Raw genomic sequence first — 20,400 nt, forward strand, 5'->3', positions numbered from 1 at the left:
GCAAGATGCCAGAAGGAGTTGCGAGTTGATGATAAAGAGAACCCTATCCGCTTTGGTTGCTGGACTCCTGCTCAGTACCTCAGTGATGGCCGGCAGCTCGGCCCCGGCGCTGAGTGACTTGCCCACGCTCCAACAGGAGTCCCAGCATAAAGTGGCCAGTAAGCGGATAACCGATCTGTTTACCCGCTCGCACTATCGTCAGGTTGATTTCGACCAGTCGTTTTCGGCCCAGGCGTTTGAACGTTACCTTCAACAGCTGGATTTCAACCGCACGAACCTGCTGGCGTCCGACATTGCCAAGTACGATCGTCTTCGCTCCCGCTTTATCCCCCAGATCACCAAGGGGGATCTTGACCAGGCTTACGAACTCTACGAGCTTTCGATGAAGCGCCGTTTCGAGCGTCTTCAGTATGCGCTGACATTGCTGGATAAGCCCTTCGATTTCGATCAAGCGGGCGACAAGTACTACTTTGACCGTGAAGAGGCGGCCTGGCCGACCACCACGGCTGAGCTCAACGAGCTTTGGCGTCAGCGGGTCAAGTACGACGCTCTGAATCTGGCCATGACCGGTAAAGCGTGGGACGAGATCCAGCCGATGTTGACCAAGCGTTACCAGAACGCCATGAAACGCCTCACTCAGACCCAGAGTGAAGATGTTTTCCAGGCGGTGATGAACGCCTTTGCCTACACCGTTGAACCCCATACCAGCTACCTCTCGCCTCGAAACGCGGACCGCTTCCAGCAGGAGATGAACCTGTCGCTGGAGGGTATCGGCGCGGTACTGATGATTGATGACGACTACACGGTTATCCGCTCTCTGGTGACCGGTGGACCCGCCGATCGTCAGGGCGAGCTGAAACCTGACGACAGGATCATCGGTGTCGGCCAGGAGGGCGAGGAGATTGTTGACGTGATCGGCTGGCGACTGGATGACGTGGTCGACCTGATCAAAGGTCCCAAGGATACCCAGGTTACCCTGCAGGTGTTGGCCGCGAAAGATGGTAACAACGCCCGGCCCAAGTTGATCGAGATCGTGCGTGACAAGGTGCGCCTGGAAGACCGTGCGGTGAAATCCGGGGTGCTTAAAGTTGAGCAGGGGAATGGTCAGACACGTCGCGTAGGGGTGATAGAGATCCCCAGCTTCTACATGAACATCAGTCAGGACGTCGCCGCCGAGCTCAAAACGCTCGAACAACAGGATGTCGAAGGGATCATCATTGACCTAAGGGGCAATGGTGGCGGTGCGCTTAGCGAAGCCAGCCTGCTGTCCGGCCTCTTTATCCGGCAGGGGCCGGTGGTTCAGATCCGTGACCAGCGTGGACGTATCACCGTCAATGGCGACAGTGACGGTCGCCTGGCCTACGACGGGCCACTGACGGTGCTGGTGGATCGTTACAGTGCGTCCGCCTCCGAAATCTTCGCTGCTGCGATGCAGGACTATGGTCGAGCCCTGGTGCTGGGTGAACAGACCTTTGGTAAGGGAACCGTGCAGCAGCATCGTCAACTGGGTCGGATCTACGATCTCTACGACAAGCCGATGGGCAACGTCACTTACACCATTGCCAAGTTCTACCGTATTAATGGCGGCAGCACCCAGCTTCGTGGCGTCGTTCCCGATCTGACTTTCCCTAGCTACGTCCGTGATGGCGAGTTCGGGGAATCTCAGGAGGACAATGCGTTGCCTTGGGACTCGGTGCCCGCGGCTCGCTATGGCTCTCTTGACTGGATCGCCCCTGAACTCTTGACCCAGCTTGAGCGTCGACACGAGCAGCGGGTACAGGACAATGTCGAATTCCGCATGTTGCAGGAGGACATTGCCCGTTATCGTGAACACAAGGACCGTAAATGGATCTCTCTGGTGAAAGCGGAGCGCGAGGCGGAGGAGCGTGAAGACGATGCCAGAGCCCTTGAGCGGACCAATGTTCGTCGCGTGATGATGGGTATGGAACCGGTGGAGTCCCTGGCCGAGGCAGAGGATATGGAGTTGGAGGACTTCCTCCTTGATGAAGCCGGTGCCATTACGCTGGATATGGTGGATTGGACGCTGACCGCGAAGCGAGCGCCAGACGCCTGAACCCGATAATCGTTGGCTCGAATAGGCCGCTCCGATAGGGGCGGCTTTTTTTTGTGAGCTTGCCCAAGTGCGCCGTAACCTGTAGAAAAGAAAGAGATTACAAGTTAACAACATCAGGGATGTGTGATGAGCCGAGAGAAGACCTCGACCGTGCGCTGGTCCAGTCGTTTGAGTTATGTGTTGGCCGCCACCGGGGCTGCCGTAGGCCTGGGAAACATCTGGAAGTTTCCCTACATCATGGGGGAGAACGGCGGCGGCGCCTTCGTGCTGGTGTACCTAGCCTGCATCCTACTTATCGGGATCCCGATCATGATGGGGGAGGTCATGATTGGTAAATTCGGCCGTCAGACCCCCGCACGCAGTGCCCGCCTTTTGGCCGATGCTTCCGGGGCGAGGAAGGGGTGGTCCGCTGTGGGGTGGTTCGGGGTGCTTACTGGCTTTTTGATCCTCAGTTTTTACGTGGTGATCGCTGGCTGGGCTTTGGCCTACACCTACTATGGATTTATCGGCAGTTTCAGTGGCCAGGATGCGGATCAGATCGCCGCACTCTTTTCTGATCTCAACAGTGAACCCAGCCGCTTGATGGGGTGGAGTTTTCTCCTTCTGGCCGCCACCGTATTGGTAGTCGGTAACGGCGTCCGTGATGGTTTGGAGCGCGCCGTGAACGGGATGATGCCGGTGCTCTTTGTCCTGCTGGTCATTATGGTGATCTACGCCTACCAGAGGGGCAATTTCGAAGAAGCCTACCAGTTCATGTTCAACGCAGATTTTTCCAAGTTAAGTTGGAAGGGGGTGTTGGTCGCACTCGGTCATAGTTTCTTCACCCTATCGCTTGCCTCCGGGATCATGACCATGTATGGCGCCTATCTGCCGGATGGCACATCTCTGGTTAAGACCTCGCTCTGGATCGCCTTCATGGATACTCTGGTCGCCATACTGGCGGGCCTGGCGATCTATCCCATTGTCTTTGGGAACGGGCTGGAACCTGGGGCCGGGCCCGGTCTTATCTTCATGACACTCCCCATTGCGTTTGGCGAGATGCCCTTTGGGCAGCTGTTTGGCGGCCTCTTTTTCCTGATGCTGGTGGTGGCCGCCTTTACCTCCGCGCTGGCGTTGATTGAATCATCCGTGGCGTGGTTGGTTGAGCGGCACGGTTTTGGCCGTATGAAGGCGGCCCTGTTGGCCGGGGGCGCGATTTGGGTGGTCAGCCAACTGACCATCTTTTCCCTCACCGGCGCCAGCTGGGCTGAATTCCAGCTGGGGAGCAAGACGGTGACCCTGTTCGATGGTATCGATTACCTGACCTCGAGCATCATGCTGCCGCTGGGGGGATTGATGATCGCGCTGTTCGTTGGTCGCGTGGTGACTCGGGATATCAGCGTCCGCACCTTGGCGACCTCCCCGCTGGTGTACAAGGTTTGGCGGCTCTGTGTGCGCTACATCGCTCCGGTGGCGGTGGTGTTGGTGTTCCTTCAACAGCTCGGCTTATTCTCGCTCTAGTCGTCACGCACAACTGTGTACTGCCCGTTGCGCAGAGGTTAAACAGTCAGACAGATGGCGCGCCACAGGGCGCGCCTCTTTATTGGCAGCCTGATATACTGCAGCCCTCTTCACCGTCCCGACCCCGAGTCGATGACGTTATGCCGCCGATATAAGGAGACTGCCTTCGATGCAGCAGATTCAAGCGAAACGCCGAATGGATTACCAGGCCCCGGACTTCACCGTGGAGCAGATCGACCTGACATTTGAACTGGACGATCACGCTACTCGTGTTACCGCGGTCTCCCAGCTACGTCGCTGTCGTGAAGGTGCCACCGAATTGCGGTTGGATGGTGAACAGCTGACCCTGGTCAGCGTGAGTGTCGACGGCGAGTCATGGCCTCACACCCTCGAAGAGGGGCAACTCGTCCTCGCCCTAGATCAGGCTGAGTGCGAACTGACGGTGGTGACCGAGCTTGATCCGGCCAACAACACCTCGCTGGAAGGCTTGTACCAGTCCGGTGGTGCCTTCTGCACCCAGTGTGAAGCAGAGGGCTTCCGTCGGATCACCTACTTCCTCGACCGGCCGGATGTGCTGGCTCGGTATCGCACTCGCATCGAAGCGGACCGGACGCGCTTCCCGTTCCTGCTCTCCAACGGCAATAAGGTGGCCAGCGGCCATCTGCCGGACGGCCGTCACTTCTGTGAATGGGAAGATCCCTTTCCGAAGCCCAGCTATCTCTTCGCCCTGGTTGCCGGGGATTTCGACCGGCTGACGGATACCTTTACCACCGCATCCGGGCGCGATGTGGCTCTTGAGCTTTATGTGGACAGGGGCAACCTGTCCCGGGCGGAACACGCTATGGTCTCCCTGAAGCGGGCCATGGCATGGGATGAGGCCCGTTTCGGCCTGGAGTACGATCTCGATATCTACATGATCGTCGCGGTGGATTTCTTCAATATGGGCGCGATGGAAAACAAGGGCCTGAACATCTTCAACAGCAAGGCGGTCCTGGCGGATCCCCAGACCGCCACCGATGATGAGTACCACAGGATCGAATCGATCATCGGTCACGAGTACTTCCACAACTGGACCGGTAACCGGGTGACCTGTCGGGACTGGTTCCAGCTCAGTCTCAAAGAGGGCCTGACGGTCTTTCGCGACCAGGAGTTCTCCTCCGACGTTGGCTCCCCCGTGGTCAACCGGATCCTGGCGGTAAAAACCATCCGTAACCACCAGTTCGCTGAGGATGCGGGGCCGATGGCGCATCCGATCCGGCCGGAACAGGTGATCGAGATGAACAACTTCTACACGGTTACCGTCTACGACAAGGGGGCGGAGGTGATCCGCATGATGCACACGCTCCTCGGCGAAGCGGCGTTCCAGGCAGGCATGCGCTGCTATTTCGAGCGTCACGACGGACAGGCGGTGACCTGTGATGACTTCGTGGCCGCCATGGAGGATGCCAGTGGCGTGGACTTGAGCCAGTTCCGGCTCTGGTACAGCCAGTCCGGCACCCCGGTAGTGACGGCGCAGGAGCACTATGACGCTGAACAGGGCCGTCTGCGACTGGTGTTGAACCAGCATACGCGGCCCACCGCCGACCAGGGAGAGAAGCACCCGTTGCACATTCCGGTTCGCATCCAGCTTATCGACAGGGAGGGCAGGGATGTCCCCCTTATCTGCGATGGTCAGGTGACCGATCCGGTGCTCAATTTCACCGAAGCCAGCCAGGAGTGGTGCTTTGAGCAGTTGCCCGGGCCGGTGGTGCTTTCCCTGTTCGATAACTTCTCGGCGCCGGTCAAGCTGGAACAAGCACTGGAGCGGGATGCCCTGGCGCTGCTCCTGGCTCACGCAGGGAACGATTTCGCCCGTTGGGATGCGGGTCAACGTCTTTTGAGCGACGAGGTGTTCGCACTGGCTGAGCAGGCGCAGGAGGCGGTATCCGATATCACCCTGGATGCTCTGCGCGCGGTGTTGCTCAATGACCAACTGGACCCGGCGCTGTCGGCCCAGCTTTTGACCCTGCCGGCGGAGGCGACCCTGGCGCAGGCGAAAGGTGGCCTGGATCCGGAAACCCTGCATCTTGCACGTCGTCAGGCGATGGAGCAGATCGGTTGGCATTTAGAGGATGAACTGAACGCCCGTTACCGCCAGTGTGTCGACCCTGCCTACCGCAGCGATGCCGAGGCGGTTGGCCGCCGCGCCCTGAAAAATGCTTGCCTGTTCCTGTTGGCGCAGAGCGGAAAGGTGCAGGCGCAGCAGCTTTGTGAGCACCAGTTCAAAACCGCGGATAACATGACCGACCGTTTGGCCGCACTCAACGCGCTTAACCAGGCCCAACTGCCGGCCGCCGCGTCTGCGATGGCCGAGTTTGAACAGCAGTGGCGTAATGACCCCCTGGTCATGGACAAGTGGTTCAGCCAGATCGGCACCTTGCCCGGTGGTGATGTGGTGGCAAAAATCCGTGGCGCGATGGACCATCCCGCTTTCGACCTGGCCAATCCGAACCGGGTTCGTGCCCTAATCAGTGCCTTCGCCGCCGGTAACCGCCAAGCGTTCCATGCGGAGGATGGCAGCGGTTACACACTGCTGACCGATATCCTGATTAAACTCAACGGGATCAATCCTCAAAACGCGGCCCGCATGATGACGCCACTGCTCGAATGGCGGGACCAGGATGCCGAGCGCCAGGCGCTGATGAAGGCCCAGCTTCAACGCCTGGCTGAGTTGCCGGATCTCAGCCGGGATCTTTATGAGAAGGTGAGCAAAGCCCTCGGCTAGACGCGCTTTGGTGTGACACCTGGAAAAGAGGAGCCCTTGGCTCCTCTTTTCTATTTTTAAGGCCCTCGGCCGCTTAGCTATTGCTCGCTGCAGGGGGCCAGTGCGGCAGCGGCAGCCCGATATTTATGTACTCTGTATAGGTTACTTTTGTGAACTGGCCTGGCCCATATGGGATGGCGGTTTTGCTGGTGCTTAAACAGAGGTCACGCGCCCGAATCGCGGGTCAAAATTGCCACGTGTAGAGTAATTGCTTCAAACGATGAGGTGCGAACTTCTGCTCCCCAAATGACCGCCGCATCTTCAATTTATCTGTTTCCTAACAAAGCTTTAGTTACTGTTTGCGCGATCTCATCCGATGAGTTGAGCTTCCTTTCAAATTGGTACCCCGCCACTGATCGTGTCACAAAGTGTAAGTTGTTAAATACAAAGCCATTTTAATTTGCAAAATGGTTGCTTGCTGGTTGCCTTTTGATAACAATGGGGCAACTCCCGAATAAGGGAATAAAACGGACAGAACAACAGGGAAGGGAGAGAAGCGACGATGACAGTCAGTCCAATCCGCTTTCGACGCTCGGCAGTGGCAGCAAGCTTGGCAACGGTGTTGGCTGCGCCAGCCGGTGCCGTATCGTTTTCTTGGGGAGAGGTTGAGGGCAGTTTTGACTCCACCTGGACCCTGGGTGCTGCATGGCGCGTGGAAGATCGAAATCTGGATAACATCGCCAAGAGCAACCGTTTCAGCTGGCTGGATGACCAGGGCCAGAGGCAGTATGGCTTCGTTAACAACAACGGCATCGCCGTTGGGTTTAACGATTTAGGCCTGGAGAGCAGCCAGATATTCCAGTTGCCGGGCTCCTACTCGGCCAACGGCGATCTCGCCAACATGCTGTATGACCAGGGCAACACCTTCTCCGAGATCTTTAAGGGTGTCCATGAGCTGGAACTGGTGTACGACAACATCGGGATCTTTGCTCGTGGGATGTATTTCTACGATAACAAACTCAAAAACGGCAGCTTTGACTACCGCAACCCGATGACCGGGAAAGAGTTTGATATCTGCGAAGACAGTAAGGCGGATGAGTACGCCTGTTCCGATGTGCGCCTGCTGGACGCTTACTTTTTCGCCGAATGGGAACTGGGCAGCATGCCGTTTTCCTTCCGCGTTGGTGAGCAGGTGGTGAGCTGGGGGGAAAGTACCCTGATCTCTCACGGGATCAACAGCATTAACCCTGTCGATCTGGCCCGTTTGCAGGCCCCGGGCGCCGAGCTTAAAGAGGCGTTTATTCCGGTGGGAATGGTCTGGGGTAGCCTTGGGGTGACCGAAAACCTGACGTTCGAAGGCTTCTACCAGTACCGCTGGGAGGAGACCCGTCTTCCGGTGACCGGCACCTACTTCTCCAGTAACGATTTCGCCGGGGCCGGGGGGTATGTCAACAATGCCCAGCTGGGCTTCGCTTCCAACCCGGACATCGGCCTCGATCACCTGCTCGAGGAGTACAACCTGCTCGCGGCGACCGCCGGCTCCGGTTTGCTTTCCGCCCAGCAGTTGTCACAGCTGGCGCTGGCCTATCCCACCAAAACCACTTTGGTGGATCATGCCCTGGAGCCTGATGACCAGGGTCAGTACGGTATCAAGCTGAGCTACTTCTCTCCGGAGCTGAACTTCACCGAGTTTGGCTTTTACTTCATGAACTACCACAGCCGCCGTCCGCTGATCTCCGGCGAAGCCGCAGACTTCCGTGCCGCGGCAATTGGTGCGGATCTGCAGACCTTGGCGGGAATCGTACAGTCGGGTGGTGAAGTGGGGCGCAATGACCTTCTGGCCCTGAACAGCTTTTCCAAGGCGCAGATCCAGTACCCGGAAGACATCAAGCTCTACGGTTTCTCCTTTAATACCACCGTTGGGGACACCTCGGTGGCTGGGGAGATCGCCTATCGCCAGGATGAGCCCCTGCAGATCGATGACGTGGAGCTGCTGTTTGCCGCCATGCCGGAGCAGCTGAATCTGGCGGGGATCTACGGAGTCGAGCAGGGTTACCTGCCGAGTAATCCCTACGAGGTGTTTGATGGTCTCTCCCAGTTCCAGGCCGGCCAGCGCAACTGCGAGGGATTCAGCGGCCCGGTGAATGCCGGCTTGTGCCCCGGAGAGCGCGGAGAAGGTTTCATCCTGACCGACTCCACCCAGGCCCAGGTGACCTTCACCCACATCTTCGGTCCCACCCTGAACGCCGATAACTTCCTGATTCTGGCAGAAGTGGGCGGGGTGTGGCTGCACGACGTGCCCCACGAATCGGTGCTTCGTCTCAATGGTCCGGGTACCGAGCGGGCGGGCCTTGCCGGCCGCGAGGATAAGGCGGGTGTGCTGCAGTTGATCCACAACGGTCCGGAGGAGGATGCCTTCCCCACCGATAACGCCTGGGGCTATCGCCTTATCGCCAAAGCGGATTACACCAACGCGTTCAAGGGCTGGAACCTGTCGCCGCGCCTGGTGTGGTCACACGATGTCCACGGGACGACCCCGGATCCGCTCTTCCTGTTCGTTGAAGACCGAAAGTCTGCGGCCCTGACGCTCTCCGCCGATTACCTCAATAAGTGGTCCTGGGATGTGAGCTATAACGCCTTCTGGGGTGGCAAAGGGTCGACTAACTCTCTGGATGACAAAGACTTTGTCTCCTTTAATGTCAAATTTTCAATCTGATTCAGGGGTATCATCATGAATCGAATTACTCTTATCGCATCCGCGCTGAGCCTGGCATTGAGCTCCGCCTCTGCGCTGGCCAAGGTAGACGCCGCTCAGGCGGCTGAACTGGGCAAGACACTCACTCCCATTGGTGCTGAGATGGCCGGCAATACGGACGGCTCCATCCCGGCATGGGATGGCGGCATCACCCAGGCGCCTGCGGGCTATAAAAAGGGACAGTTTCACCCGGATCCTTATGCGGATGATCCCGTTCTTGCGACCATCACCAGCGCCAACCTGGCGGAGCACGAAGCGTACTTGACGCCGGGTGTGAAGGAGATGTTTGCCCAGTACCCGGATACCTTTAAGATCAAGCTCTATCCGACTCGACGCAGCGCCTCCTATCCGCAGTTTATCTACGATGCCAGCATCGCGAACGCCACTCAGGCGGAGCTGGTGCCTAGCGGTAACGGTCTGATCGGCGCCGCTGTCGGCGTGCCTTTCCCGATTCCGCAAAATGGCCTCGAGGCGATCTGGAACCACATCACTCGCTATCGTGGTGCCAACGCTGAGATCCAGCGTAACCAGGCGGCGCCGACACCGTCCGGCAGCTACACCCTGGTGGAAACCAATGAACAGATTAAGTTCCTTTACGGGGTGCCGGGTACGGATCCCGCGGTGCTGGCCAAGGAAAACCTGCTGTTCTACTTCAAGCAGGTGGTGACGGCCCCCTCACGCCTGGCAGGGACGGCGCTGCTGGTTCATGAAACCATGGATCAGAGCAAGAAGCCGCGTCAGGCCTGGACCTACAACACCGGCCAGCGCCGCGTGCGCCGAGCACCGAACGTGGCGTTTGACACCCCTGGTACCGCCTCCGACGGTCTGCGTACCACCGATGACTTCGATCTCTACAACGGCTCTCCGGAGCGGTACAACTGGACCCTGGTGGGCAAGAAAGAGATCTACATCCCTTACAACGATTACAAGCTGCACTCCAGCGACTTGGAGTACGACGAGATTGTGAAGCCCGGTCACATCAACATGGATCTGGTGCGTTGGGAGAAGCACCGGGTTTGGGTGGTGGAAGCCGAGCTCAAATCCGATGTGCGTCACCTCTACAAGACCCGGACCTACTACCTTGATGAGGACAGCTGGCAGATCGCCCTGGCGGATCTGTACGATAACCGTGACCAGATGTATCGGGTTGGCATGGCCCATACCATCAACTACTACGATATGCCGCTGGTCTGGACCACCCTGGAGGTGTTCTACGACTTGAACTCCCGCCGCTATATCGCCATGGGGCTGGATAACCAGGGTGAGGTCGCCAACTTCGATGCGGAATTGAGCGAAACCGACTTTACCTCCAACGCGTTGCGCCGCTCGGGTCGACGCTGATCTTGTGTTATATCGGGTGGCCTTCGGGCCACCCTTTCAGGTTTATATCCCATGCAGTATCAAACACTTTCAAAAGCAGTGACCCTGGGCTTAGCGATAATCGCCGGCACGGCCACGGCCGAAACCTTCGCCACCGCTGAGTCCTATATGGCGGTTCGCGCCGACCAGGCACCGGTGCTCTCACTCACCGAACTGAACTCCGGTTTATTGGCGGTGGGGGATCGTGGCCACATCCTGGTTCAGGAAGGCGACGCCTGGCGTCAGGTGATGGTTCCGACCCGCACCTTGCTCACCGCCGTTACCCATGTCGGTGAGCGGGCCTGGGCCGTTGGGCATGATGCGGTGATCCTCAGCAGTGACGCGGTTACCCAGCAGTGGCGTTTGCGCCAGCAGTTGCCGGAGCGGGACAAACCCCTGCTGGATGTGCTGGCGTTGTCGTCGGAGCATATCCTGGCGGTGGGCGCGTACGGCTTGATGTTCCGCAGCCTGGATGGTGGCCAGAGCTGGCAGGAGGAGTTTCATGATGAGCTTCTTTACCCGGAAGACCGGGAGTATCTGAACGAGCTGAAAGAGGAAGACCCCGGGCTCTACCTGGATGAACGCAGCGCCATTTTGCCTCACTTTAACCGCATCCGTCGTCTCAGCGATGAGCGCCTCGTTCTGATGGGCGAACTTGGCCTGATGGCGCTATCCGATAACGATGGCCGTAGCTGGTACCCTGTAGAGTCCTTCTACGATGGAAGCCTCTATGAACTGGTGGAGACCGCCGCCGGCACCTGGCTGGCTGCAGGCCTGCGGGGGCACATCTTCCGCAGTGAGGATCAGGGTGAGAGCTGGCAAGAGATCGACAGCGGGGTGGATGGCACCATCAACCAGGGCCGGATTCTGACTGATGGGCGGATCGCCCTGGTGGCCAACGGCGGCTACCTGCTGATCAGTGACGACGATGGGCAGAGTTTCACAGTGACCGAGGTCGCCAAGGGCCAGGATCTGGTGGCCCTGGCCCAAACCCAAGACGGTGAGGTAGCGATCGCGGGCAGCGATGGCATCCGCCGCGTGCAGTTGCCCCGATAGGAAGCGGTATGTTGGAAAAATGGACTAACACAATTGAACAGGTGCTGTTTCGTCATCGTATTTCGGTGCTGTTCCTGTTCGCTGTGATCACCGTCGGGCTGGGGATCGGTGCCAGCCAGTTGAGAATGGATGCGGCGTTTACCAAAAACATCCCGTTGAACCATCCCTACATGAAAACCTACATGGAGCACCGGGAGCAGTTCGGTGGCGCCAACAGCATCATGGTGGCGGTGGAGGATGTCAGCGGTAACATCTACAACCCCAAGTTCTTTGATGTCCTGCGCCAGGTGCATGACCAACTGTTTTTCATTCCCGGTGTCGATCGAACCCAGGTGAAATCCCTCTTTTCCCCTTCGACTCGCTTTACCGAGGTGGTGGAGGACGGATTCCGCGGCGGGCCGGTGATCCCGGCGGACTTCCAGGCTGATGATGTGGGCCTGGCTCAGGTAAAAGCTAACGTCGAAAAATCCGGCGTGATAGGGCGGATGGTATCCGATAACTACGGCGCTGCCATGGTAACGGCGCAGCTGTTGGACTGGGTGCCGGTGCCGGAAGAGGAGCAGGTCGCGGGGCAACCGACTACGCGACCGATGGATGTGCTCGCTTTTGCAGAGCAACTGGAGCGGGAGATCCGCGCCCAGTACCAGGATGACGATATTAAGATCCACATCATCGGCTTTGCCAAGATGGCTGGCGATGTGGCGGACGGTGCCAAGGATGTGGTGCTGTTTTTCCTGATCGCCATCGCCATCACCGCGGCGATGGTATACGCCTTCTCGCGCAGTATCTCCCTAACGGTACTTCCCCTGGCGTGCTCTCTGGTCGCCGTGGTCTGGCAGCTTGGTGGGCTCACCGTGCTGGGCTTTGGTCTGGACCCGATGTCGATCCTGGTGCCCTTTTTGGTGTTTGCCATCGGTGTGAGCCACGGCGTTCAGATGATCAACGCGGTGGGTCGCAAGGTGGCGGAGGGCCTCAGTGCCAAGGTGGCGGCAGAAGCGGCGTTTCGGGGCCTTCTGGTACCGGGCATGGTGGCGCTGTTATCGGATACGGTCGGCTTCCTGACGCTCCTCTCCATCGATATCGGCATCATTCGAGAACTGGCGATCACGGCGTCTCTCGGTGTGGCGGTGATTATCCTCACCAACCTGGTGCTGTTGCCGGTGCTGCTCTCCTATACCCGCTTTAGCGATCGCTATCTGCACAGGCTGCAAAGAGAGCACGATAAAGCGCACCCGCTGTGGGATCGCCTGGCCGGCGTGGCGCAGCCCCGGGCTTCGGTGGTGGTGATTGTCCTGACGGCGGTACTTTTCGCGTTTGGTTATATGCAGGCTCAGACGATGAAGATCGGTGATCTGCATGCGGGGGCCCCGGCGCTGAAGTCGGACTCGGTCTACAACCTGGATACTGCGTTTATTACCGAAAACTTCTCCATCACCACAGATGTACTCACGGTGATCGTCGAGGCGTTTCCGGAGGCCTGTACCTATCACGATGTGATGACGCAGATCGATCGGTTCCAGTGGCGTATCGAGAACGTCAAAGGTGTCCAGTCCACCGCTTCCCTCAGTTCCGTGTCTAAGATGGTCAACGGCGGTTACAACGAGGGTAACCCCAAGTGGCGCGTGCTGCCGCGAACCACGGCGACCCTGGTGCAGGCCACCTCTAGGATCCCGACCTCATCCGGGCTGCTTAACGGTAACTGTTCGGTGATGCCGGTTTACCTGTTCCTTGAAGATCACAAGGCGGAGACCTTAAGCCGGGTTGTTGAGGCGGTGAAACGGGAGGCAGAGCTGTTCAACAGCGATCGTCTCAAGTTCCGCTTGGCCGCCGGACCCGCCGGGGTCATGGCGGCGACCAACGAGGCAGTGGCGGCGGCGCAGACACCGATGATGCTCTACGTCTATGGGGCTGTTTTCGTTCTCTGTCTGCTCAGTTTCCGCTCCCTGCGGGCCACCTTGGCGGTGATCCTGCCGCTTTACGTGGTTTCGACGCTGGCGCAGGCACTGATGACCTACCTAGAGATCGGGTTGACGGTGAGCACCCTGCCGGTGATCGCCCTTGGGGTCGGGATCGGGGTGGATTACGGGATCTATATCCTCTCCACCATGACCCCGCTGCTGCGTGAGGGCGTGACGCCGCAAACGGCCTTCCGTCAGGCCCTGCATGAACGTGGCAACGCAGTGATCTTCACCGGTATCACCCTGGCAGTGGGGGTGAGTACCTGGGCGTTCTCCAGCCTTAAGTTCCAGATGGACATGGGGATCCTGCTGACCTTCATGTTCCTGGTGAACATGTTGGCGGCGATCCTGGTGTTGCCGGCACTGGTCCAGCTTTTCTGGCGTGGTCGCCATCGTGGCAACGGCATCAAGGTTCAGGCCGGCGATGACGCACAGGAGGCGCCGCAGGGTAGGGCAGCCTAATTCGTTGACGGTAAGACCTCCAGTTGCGAAAGCCCCGGCCATGTTGCCGGGGCTTTTTTCAGTTTGTTTCGCATTTCCATTCCGTTCTCTTGCTCTTGCGCGCTGAGCCCCTGAACTGCCCCGATGGGTCAGGGGGGCCGATAGCCGGCAGACTGGTTGGATGAGTGGGTAAACCTTGGGGAATCTGCTGCATAGATGGTCGCAGAATGGGCTAAAGAATGCATAAACAAACAGTCAGTTAGAATGCTGACGCAGGCGGGTTTGTGATCTTGCTTCCCGGTGGCCAAAATGGCGAGGGTTATGGCTCACATTAGGAAAAAAAGGGTGATAAACTTCGCCACGGGTGGCCCATGGCAGGCCGACTCGACGATAACGACAACAAAAAATATTCAGCCTGTGCGATAGGAATAACCACAATGGCGACAGTCCAATCCAGCCCCTCCGTTTTGCTCGATAACGTGGTGGATCTGATCCACCGTAAAAACGATGTTTACGATGCCGCGCTGCTCGAACGCTTTGCGCGCATCCTGCTCGGCACACTGTCCGCAGATGACCTCAATCAGCGTAAGGACAGCGAACTTTACGGTGCCACCCTGAGTCTTTGGAACCACCTGAACCAGGCGGATCCCAAGAAAAGCAGCAATCACATCTATAACCCCGCGCAAAGTACGCACGGTTGGAGCTCGCCGCACACCATCATCGAGTTGGTTCAGCCCGATATGCCGTTCCTGGTGGACTCTGTCGCCATGGTGTTGAACCGTTTCAACATTACAACTCACCTGACCATACACACCCCCATCGCGGTTGAGCGTGATGAGAAGGGGCGGATCCAAGCCATCTCCCGGGTGAATGAGGCATCCGCCGAGGCACAGCGGATCTCGGTGTTCCTGGTGGAGGTAGATAACCAGGCGGAAGGCGAGGCACAGAAGGCCTTGTCCATGGAGTTTGATTCTGTACTGGAAGATATCACCGCCGCGGTCAGCGATTGGCGACCGATGCAGAAGAAGCTGGCCCAAATCACTCAGGAAATGCGGACCTCTGTGCCATTTGGACCGGAGTCGGAGCGTGAGGAAGCGTTGGCGTTCCTGGATTTCATCTCCGATCACCACTTTACCTTCCTGGGTTACCGCTACTACCACCTGAACAAGGTGGAGGGGGACCTGGCGCTTGAGCCGGACCATGAAACCAGCCTCGGCACCCTGGCTCTGCGTCCCAGCCAGCACGCGAGGCTGATGCTCTCCTCCTTGCCCCAGGCCGCCCGCAAGGCCGCGCTCAACAGCGAGCCGCTGTTGCTGACCAAGACCAATGCCAAGAGTCGCGTTCACCGCCCTGCCTATATCGATTACATCGGCATCAAGCGGTTTGATGATCAGGGCCAGGTGATCGGAGAGCATCGATTTATCGGTCTCTATGCCTCCACCATGTACAACCGCAGCCCCAGCCAGATCCCCGTGTTTCGTGCCAAGATGCAGCGGGTGATCGACATGTCCGGTATGGCGCCGCGCAGTCATGACTATAAGGCGCTGCTCAATATCCTCGAGACCTTCCCGCGGGATGAGCTGCTTCAGTCAACGGACAAGCAGCTTTACCACACCGCTATCGGGATCCTGCATATGCAGGACAGGGACAAGGTGAAGCTGTTCGTGCGCAAGGACCTGTTTGGCCGCTTTGTCAGTGCCTTGGTTTACACCTCTAAGGATCGTTACAACACCGAGTTGCGGATCCGGACCCAGGCTTTGCTGGCAAAAACCTTCCAGACCGACGATCCGGTCGAGTTCACCACCTACTTTTCCGAGTCCCCCCTGGCACGCACCCTCTATCTGGTAAAGGTTGACAGCAACGAGATGGAAATTGATACGCAAGAACTGGAAACCAACCTGATGGAATTGGCCCGCACCTGGGAGGATAAGCTGGACAGCGTCCTTTTGGAGACCCACGGCGAAGCCATGGGCAAAAAGCTATGCCGCAGCTTTGTTAACGCCTTTCCCCGCAGCTACAAGGAAGATGTGCTGCCCAGTGCGGCGCTGGAAGACATTCATCAACTGCAAGCACTGGATGACGATAATACGCTGGGGATGCTGTTTTACCGTCCCCAGGAAGCCGGTGCCAGCAAGCGCCGTGTGAGCCTTAAGCTCTACCGCAAGGATGAGCCTATCCCCCTCTCTGATATCCTGCCGATGCTGGAAAACTTTGGCCTGCGGGTGATCGGCGAGCGCCCCTACCGGGTGATCAGCGCCGAAGGGGATGAGTTCTGGATCCTCGACTTCTCCATGATGCTGACCGAGGCGATAGAAGAGGAGATCGGCAGTTACCAGAAACGCTTTGAGCAGGCGCTGGAGTCGACCTGGACTGGTATCTTCGAAAACGATGCTTTTAACCAGCTGGTGCTCAGTGCCGGCCTGAGTGGCCTAGAAGTCACCATTTTCCGTGCCTACGCCAAGTACATGCGTCAGCTCGGCAGCACCTTCTCCGGCCGTTACATTGCCGAGACTCTGGACAGTTATCCAGCCATCACTCGGGAGCTGATGGCGTTGTTTAAGAAGCGGTTTGACCCGGCTGTCAGCGGCAAACGAGATGGCGACCGGATCCGCAACCGCATCATCGAGATGCTCGAAGAGGTCGCCAACCTGGATGACGATCGGATCATCCGCCGCTACATCGAACTGGTGGATGCCACCCTGCGGACCAACTTCTTCCAGCGGAACGAGCAGGGGCAGCCCAAAGATTATCTCTCGTTCAAATTCCAGCCCAACCGGATCCCGGAGATCCCGCTGCCGGTGCCGAAGTTCGAGATCTTCGTGTACTCCGCCCGCATCGAAGGGGTGCACCTGCGTGGCGGCAAAGTGGCCCGCGGTGGCCTGCGCTGGTCCGACCGCCGGGAGGATTTCCGTACCGAGGTGCTGGGGCTGGTTAAGGCGCAGCAGGTGAAGAACACCGTCATCGTGCCTTCCGGTGCGAAAGGCGGTTTCGTTTGTAAACAGTTGCCGTCGGAGCGTGATGCGATGCTCACCGAAGGGCAGGCGTGTTACCGCACCTTCATCCGTGGCTTGCTGGACCTGACCGATAACGTGGTTCAGGGCGAGTTGGTTCCCCCCCAAGATGTGGTTCGTCATGACGAAGAGGATCCCTACCTGGTGGTGGCGGCGGACAAGGGAACCGCAACCTTCTCAGATATCGCCAACGCGATCTCTGAGGAATATGGGTTCTGGCTGGGGGACGCGTTCGCCTCAGGTGGTCAGTACGGCTATGACCACAAGAAGATGGGGATCACCGCACGCGGTGCCTGGGAGTCGGTGAAACGTCACTTCCGCGAGCGCGGCATCGATTGCCAGAGCACCGAGTTTACCTGTGTCGGCATTGGTGACATGGCCGGTGATGTGTTTGGTAACGGCATGCTGCTGTCGGAGAAGATCCGGCTGCAGGCGGCGTTCAACCATATGCACATCTTTATTGATCCTACTCCCGATGCGGCAGCGAGCTTTGTGGAGCGCCAGCGCCTGTTCGCGTTGCCGCGTTCCAGCTGGGAAGACTACGACGCCGAGCTGATCTCCAAGGGGGGCGGCATATTCAGCCGCACCAGCAAGTCCATCAAGCTCACGCCTGAGATCAAGTCGATGATCCGCACCAAGCGGGCGCAGATGACGCCGAACGAGCTGATCCATGCGCTGCTGCAGATGGAGGTGGATCTGCTTTGGAACGGTGGGATCGGCACCTACGTAAAGGCCGCGTCCGAGACACATGCGGATGTGGGCGACCGTGCCAATGACGCGGTGCGGATCAACGGCGGTCAACTGCGGGCTAAGATCGTGGGTGAAGGGGGTAACCTCGGCCTCACCCAGCTCGGCCGCATCGAGTACGCCCGCGCCGGTGGACGCATCAACACCGACTTCGTGGACAATGTGGGTGGGGTGGATTGTTCCGATAACGAGGTCAACATCAAGATCCTGCTCAACGCGCTGGTGACCGAGGGGGACATGACCACCAAGCAGCGTAACGGGCTGCTTGAAGCGATGACCGACGAGGTGGCGGAGATCGTACTGGAGGACTGTCGCGACCAGACTCTCTCCATCTCGGTCACGGAGATGCGCAACGGCGAGCAGATCAAGGAGCAGACCCGCTTTATCCACTACCTGGAGCGGGAAGGGAAGCTGGACCGGGCACTGGAATTTTTGCCTAATGATGATGAGCTGGCGGAGCGGCTGGCATCCGGCCAGGGGCTTACCCGTCCGGAGCTCTCCGTCCTGGTGGCCTACGCCAAGATGGTGCTCAAGGAGCAGCTGGTGGACCCGGTCATCACCGATAATGCCCATCTTTCTCAGCGGATGTTCCACTACTTTCCGCAGCGCCTCCAGGATAAGTTTGGCGACTGGATGGGTCGCCACCCGCTGCGTGGCGAAATCGTGGCGACCAGCCTGGCTAACAGCCTGATCAACGACATGGGCCTCAATTTTGTACAGCGGATGCAGGATGAGACCGGTGCCTCTGTCGCCGAGGTTGCGATCAGTTACACTATCGCCGCACAAGTTTTTGATTTTGAAAGGATCAAAACGGAAATTGTGGCGCTGGATAACGACGTCGAAAGTGACACGCAATACCGTATGTTATACGAACTGCAGCGTACCGTTCGTCGTGCGAGCCGCTGGTTCCTGCGTCACCGTGGCGGCAGCCTCGATATCGAACAGGGGATCGCCATGTACCGGCCGGTGGTTGGTGTCCTCAACGAGCAGTTTGAGCGGATCACCGAGGCGGATGAGGTGCAAGCGCTGGCGCAACGGGCGCAAAAGTTCATCACCGCCGGCGTGCCGGAGGGGCTCGCAAACTACGTTGCCCGCTTGAGCACGCTGTTCTCCGCCCTGGATATCGCAGAAGTCGCCGAGGCCAGGGGGATGCCGGTTCCCTTGGTGGCGGAAACCTATTACCGCCTCGGAGCCCGGATCGAGCTGCACTGGTTCCTCGAGCAGATCAACGAGCAGGTGGTCTCTAACCATTGGCAGGCCCTGGCCCGCGCCGCTTTCCGGGAGGAGCTCGACTGGATGCAGCGTAAGCTGGCGGATGTGGTGCTGGATCACTGCCAATCGGAGTGTGACGCTCAAGCCATCATCGATCGCTGGGTGGGTGACAATGACATCAGCCTGAACCGCTGGATGCATATGATGGCAGAGTTCAGAACTTCTAAGAGCCACGAGTTCGCGAAGTTCTCGGTGGCCCTGCGGGAGCTGAACCTGATGATCATGCGTTGCGACACGGTTGCCGAAGCGCAATAAGAGACAATTTGGATGGGAAGCCCCGGTGTTGACCGGGGCTTTTTTTGAACAGGAGATACGATGTTTTACTGCCTTGCTCAGAAAGTGCTGTTTCAAACACAACCGGAACTGGCCCACAACCTGGCGATGACGGGGATCCGCTGGACCGCCAACACCCCTTTGGATCGCCTTTACCGACAGGATGTGGCATCGGCACCGGTGGAGTTTATGGGGATCCAGTTTCCTAACCCGGTGGGCCTGGCGGCGGGTATGGACAAAGATGGTGAAGCGATCAACGGGTTTGCCGCCATGGGCTTCGGTCACGTCGAGGTGGGCACCGTTACCCCCCGGCCGCAACCGGGCAATGAGAAGCCGCGCTCTTTTCGTTTAAAACCGGCCCGGGCGATCATTAATCGAATGGGTTTCAATAACAAGGGCGTGGATAATCTGGTTGCCAACATCAAGGCGGCGAACCCGGGTAACTGTGTTATCGGCGTAAACATCGGGAAGAACAAGGACACACCGTTGGAGCAGGGCAAGGAGGATTACCTCTTCTGCATGGAGCGGGTTTATGAGGTCGCCGGCTACATTACCGTGAACATCTCCTCCCCCAACACCCCGGGGCTGCGTTCACTTCAGTACGGTGAGATGCTGGATGATCTGTTGAGCAGCCTGAAGGCGAAGCAGGCGGAGCTGGCAGAACAACACGGCAAATACGTGCCCGTGGCGCTGAAAGTGGCCCCTGACTTGAGTGACGAGGAGATCGCCGCCGTGTGCGATTCCCTGCTTAGAAACCGTTTCGATGGCGTCATCGCCACCAACACCACACTCAGTCGGGAAGGGGTGGAAGACCTGCCGGAACACAGCGAGGCGGGGGGGCTCTCCGGGGTTCCGCTGCGTGAACGAGCCACCGAGGTGGTGCGTAAACTGCACCAGAACCTGGGTGATCGGCTTCCAATCCTGGGTTGTGGCGGCATCGACTCCGGTGCAGACGCCATGGAGAAGATTAAGGCGGGTGCCAAGATGGTTCAGATCTATACCGGCTTTATCTATAACGGGCCGGCCCTGATTAAATCGATCACCGATGCCTACCTTTCGCAAAAAAAACAATGAAGTCATTAACCGGGAAGGGCGGCTTATAAAAATTAGCGCAGAGGCGATGCTATTTTCCCCGCTGCCTTTCCATTTTGATCTTGCTTAACGGTTCTTTGAAAGGGAGGCTATCAGGCCTCCCTTTCCCTTGTTACTAT

9 protein-coding genes are annotated in these 20,400 nt (G+C 58.3%); all 9 read left to right on the forward strand.

Features of this window, described 5'->3' with window-relative positions:
* Positions 1-28 precede the first annotated feature (28 nt).
* The 9 genes from prc to pyrD all read left to right on the forward strand — a co-directional run bounded on the left by prc (position 29) and on the right by pyrD (position 20,263).
* On the forward strand, positions 29-2,074 hold the full coding sequence (prc, locus tag ABD997_RS03375) for a carboxy terminal-processing peptidase (RefSeq protein ID WP_345315906.1): 2,046 nt from the start codon (positions 29-31) through the stop codon (positions 2,072-2,074).
* Between the two features lie 126 nt (positions 2,075-2,200).
* Complete coding sequence (locus ABD997_RS03380; RefSeq protein ID WP_345315604.1) at positions 2,201-3,574, forward strand: sodium-dependent transporter; 1,374 nt, start codon at positions 2,201-2,203, stop codon at positions 3,572-3,574.
* A 169-nt stretch (positions 3,575-3,743) separates the two neighbouring features.
* Entirely contained in the window at positions 3,744-6,338 is a 2,595-nt protein-coding gene (gene pepN / locus ABD997_RS03385) for an aminopeptidase N (protein WP_345315605.1), read from the forward strand.
* A gap of 541 nt (positions 6,339-6,879) precedes the next feature.
* Positions 6,880-9,033 (forward strand): DUF1302 domain-containing protein, encoded by a 2,154-nt coding sequence (locus tag ABD997_RS03390; RefSeq protein WP_345315606.1) that lies wholly within the window; start codon positions 6,880-6,882, stop codon positions 9,031-9,033.
* 15 nt (positions 9,034-9,048) lie between these two features.
* A complete protein-coding gene (locus ABD997_RS03395) occupies positions 9,049-10,413 on the forward strand; it encodes a DUF1329 domain-containing protein (protein WP_345315607.1) in 1,365 nt (454 codons plus the stop codon).
* A gap of 51 nt (positions 10,414-10,464) precedes the next feature.
* Positions 10,465-11,487, forward strand: coding sequence for a WD40/YVTN/BNR-like repeat-containing protein (locus tag ABD997_RS03400; RefSeq protein ID WP_345315608.1), 1,023 nt, complete (start codon positions 10,465-10,467; stop codon positions 11,485-11,487).
* Between the two features lie 8 nt (positions 11,488-11,495).
* Positions 11,496-13,907, forward strand: a complete 2,412-nt coding sequence (locus ABD997_RS03405) for an efflux RND transporter permease subunit (RefSeq protein ID WP_345315609.1) — start codon at positions 11,496-11,498, stop codon at positions 13,905-13,907.
* Positions 13,908-14,323: 416 nt separating this feature from the next.
* Positions 14,324-19,171 carry an NAD-glutamate dehydrogenase gene (locus ABD997_RS03410; RefSeq protein WP_345315610.1) on the forward strand — a complete coding sequence of 1,616 codons (4,848 nt, stop codon included), beginning with the start codon at positions 14,324-14,326 and terminating at the stop codon, positions 19,169-19,171.
* A 60-nt stretch (positions 19,172-19,231) separates the two neighbouring features.
* Positions 19,232-20,263 carry a quinone-dependent dihydroorotate dehydrogenase gene (gene pyrD / locus ABD997_RS03415; RefSeq protein WP_345315611.1) on the forward strand — a complete coding sequence of 344 codons (1,032 nt, stop codon included), beginning with the start codon at positions 19,232-19,234 and terminating at the stop codon, positions 20,261-20,263.
* Positions 20,264-20,400 lie beyond the last annotated feature (137 nt).

Origin of the sequence: Ferrimonas gelatinilytica (assembly GCF_039544205.1) — a bacterium.
GTDB lineage: Bacteria > Pseudomonadota > Gammaproteobacteria > Enterobacterales > Shewanellaceae > Ferrimonas > Ferrimonas gelatinilytica.